The sequence below is a fragment of the Methanocalculus sp. genome (assembly GCF_029762515.1).
Taxonomy (GTDB): Archaea; Halobacteriota; Methanomicrobia; order Methanomicrobiales; family Methanocorpusculaceae; genus Methanocalculus.
The window spans coordinates 1-2991 of record NZ_JARVGN010000297.1; the positions used below are offsets into that span (position 1 = coordinate 1).

Genomic DNA, 2991 nt, shown 5'->3' on the forward strand with positions numbered 1-2991 from the left:
AATGAAAAAGTAAAAATAAAAGGGATAATGAGAGAAACAACTCTCCTAAAGGTCTTGGGGTTGCACTATAGGCTCGCGGACCCCCCCCTAATGCCAAGAAAGCGGGGTGTAGAGCAAATAACAAACAAGCAATATATGCAGTCAATATTGGATGAGAGAAATGATCACTCAATTCAGGGAATTCCGACAAATATAATATTGAATAATATATTACAATTAGGGAAAGTGTATCAATGCATGCTCCAATATATTTGCATACCATTTCTCTAAAACCTCTTGGAAACAATGCAAGTAGGTAGTGGTAGAGTGGAGGATAATCATAAATACCTGGCAATAAAAATTCTTTGAGGGTTTTGGGATATTTAAATTTATTTTTTCGAATATAATCTGCAAAAAATAAATGATACCACTGATCTGAACCCGTTGGAGAGATACTCAACAGGCCGGGTAGAGCACGTACCGAGAAACACAAGATCGCGATTAGTATTATTTCATACAATTATCAATCACCACGCAGATTAAATTAGAATATTCATTATCAGCTGAATGAAAAATCCACCTTAAAACTCTTCAATCCATCGGAAAGTATCTTTCAATCCCTTTTGAAGTCTTGTAGCTGGTTTTTCACCAAATAAGACCTCCAGCTTCCCAACATCCGCAACGAAATTATCGATCTCCCCGGGCCGCTCTGGAAGGTAATTGATTGTCGGTTCAATCCCGAGAATTTCCCCGGCAATCTCCACAACTTCTTTGATCGTCGTTCCCTTCCCAGTCCCGAGATTTACCACCTCATTCTTCATCTCCCTAAGAACAGCCTTCACATAGAAATCTGCCAGATCACCGACATACACAAAGTCACGGGACTGGCCGCCATTGCCAAAGACATTAAATGAGCCATCCTCCTTTAACTTCTTGTAAATCATCGGGATTAGTGCCCCGCTCTCCGGGTACTGCCAGGGTCCATATATATTGAAGAATCGGAAGACAAGATAGTCCAATCCATAGAGCTCCTGGTAGACACGCAGGTAATGTTCAGTCGCATATTTGGCGACAGCGTAGGGTGTCTTCGGGGTTGCGGGGTGCTTCTCGTCAACCGGATTGTAGTTCACTTCACCAACAAGCGATGAAGCTGAAGAGAAGATGATCTTCTTGACACCATGCTCCCTCGCGGCATCCATGATATTCAGGGATCCTTCGATATTGATCCTCGCATTCAGTTTTGGTTTTTCGACTGACACCGGCAGCGGGCTTGCCGCAAGATGCACGACCATATCTGATCCCTTCACCACATGCTCCACCTGATCATACTCAAGCAGATCCGCAGGAACGAACTCGGCATTGAGATGAGGCGACTCCCTTATATCTGAGGTGACTACCTCGATACCCGCCTTCTGTAATGCATTTGCCACGTTGATACCAACAAAACCCGATGCGCCAAATACTGCAACCTTCATTATAAAAACTCCCTAAATATCTATATTCTCATTATACAATAATTATTTTAAGACATCTTTTGTGCAATGACAGTAATTCCTGCTTCTTCTATTTTCATTCTCTCAATTCTAAGATCGGCCTCATTGCACCATTTTTGTATCTCTTCCTCAGTATGCCTATGACAGTTCATTGGTCGATACCAATCAAAATTACAATGATTCATTTCATCAAGTGATAATTCAGGTCTAAAATATGCCTTCATGAAAAACCAGTAAAAGAAACGCTGTAAATCATATGATCCAGATGGAATACCAAGAATAGGTATATTTTCAGAGACCTGAAGAGTTGCATTTAATTTTCCTAATTCTCCCCCCAGCATGGAGATTGGAAGAAGTGCATCCCATGCTTCAGCATCACTAAGTCCACTGAGTTGATCTCTTATATAATCATCAGAGAACTCCCGTATTGGCGCTTTTTTTCTGTAAACATAAAAGAGGAAGTAACTATCGTTTTTAAGAAGAGTTGCCAAGTATTTCAAAGTTTCCTCTGTTGTATCAGTATGATGTAAAACACCTTCTGAGAAGATTAAGTCAAACTCCGGTCTAGTAAACGGAAGATTATTTAAATCTGCCTGAATAAATTCAGCACCAATGTTCTCCTCATTAAACCGATCTTGAGCAACATCAACCGCATCAGATATATCAACACCTAAATACTTAACTTTTTCAAGGTACTTTCCAAATAAGAGTAATGAAGAAACACCGCTACCACACCCCGCATCTAGTATTTTAGCGTCTTTAAAACAATACTTTTTTATTGAATCCTCTTTACCACTTAGATACCTTTCAATCAACCAGTTCTTTGCTGCTGCCTTAACAGATTCAGATTCATATGTATCCCTTTTTTTCCATTTGAATCCAAAGGCTTTTTCAGTCTGAGTTTGATTTTTCGAAAGAATCGACTGTTGGCGAAGAATCCCTCTATGTTTAGTATAAACAATACCATTTAATTCAATATCATCACCATCAGCCAGACTATCTGCTCCAAACAAAGAGTAGTAAAACATTTTTTAAATCACCAACATAATCTGTTCGAAAATTGATCAAAATTATCTATTTGAAACTGTAATTTCATGTATTACTCCTTGTATCCTTTCAATAAAGAACTAATGCTTTTGACAACAAACCCCTGATCCTCATCTGTCAGTTCATGGTGGAGTGGGAGGGTCAGGAGATTCTTAAAGACGGATACCGAGTTCTGTAGATCTCCGGATCTTCGCACATCTGCATAACTTGGTTCCTGATGAAGAGCATACGTTCCAATCTGTGTTTCAATGCCCTTCTCCCCGAGATCCTGTTTCAACCTATCCCTGATACCATCTTCTTCGAGATAGATGCAGTATGACTGGAATACATGTCGTGTTCCGGGCGATACAAATGGAGGTACGACACCCTCAATCTCTTTCAGAAGATCAGTATATAGTCCGGCTCTTCTGATACGATCCGCTAGAATGCCAGGTAGCTTCTTCAGCTGTTCTATTCCTATCGCTGCCAGGAT

At 40.2% G+C, this 2991-nt stretch carries 4 protein-coding genes; all 4 read right to left on the reverse strand.

Going from position 1 to position 2991, the window contains the following annotated elements:
* Nucleotides 1-439: hypothetical protein (locus QCH34_RS09895; RefSeq protein ID WP_300333532.1), on the reverse strand; the 439-nt coding region annotated here is incomplete at its 3' end.
* A gap of 121 nt (nt 440-560) precedes the next feature.
* A complete protein-coding gene (locus tag QCH34_RS09900) occupies nt 561-1454 on the reverse strand; it encodes an NAD(P)-dependent oxidoreductase (protein ID WP_300333535.1) in 894 nt (297 codons plus the stop codon).
* A 47-nt stretch (nt 1455-1501) separates the two neighbouring features.
* Complete coding sequence (locus tag QCH34_RS09905) at nt 1502-2485, reverse strand: class I SAM-dependent methyltransferase (protein ID WP_300333538.1); 984 nt, start codon at nt 2483-2485, stop codon at nt 1502-1504.
* A gap of 86 nt (nt 2486-2571) precedes the next feature.
* Nucleotides 2572-2991: DegT/DnrJ/EryC1/StrS family aminotransferase (locus QCH34_RS09910; protein ID WP_300333541.1), on the reverse strand; the 420-nt coding region annotated here is incomplete at its 5' end.

Coding starts and splice junctions, on each gene's coding strand:
- QCH34_RS09900 (WP_300333535.1), bottom strand. CDS start 1,454: ATGAAGGTTGCAGTATTTGGCGCATCGGGTTTTGTTGGTATCAACGTG.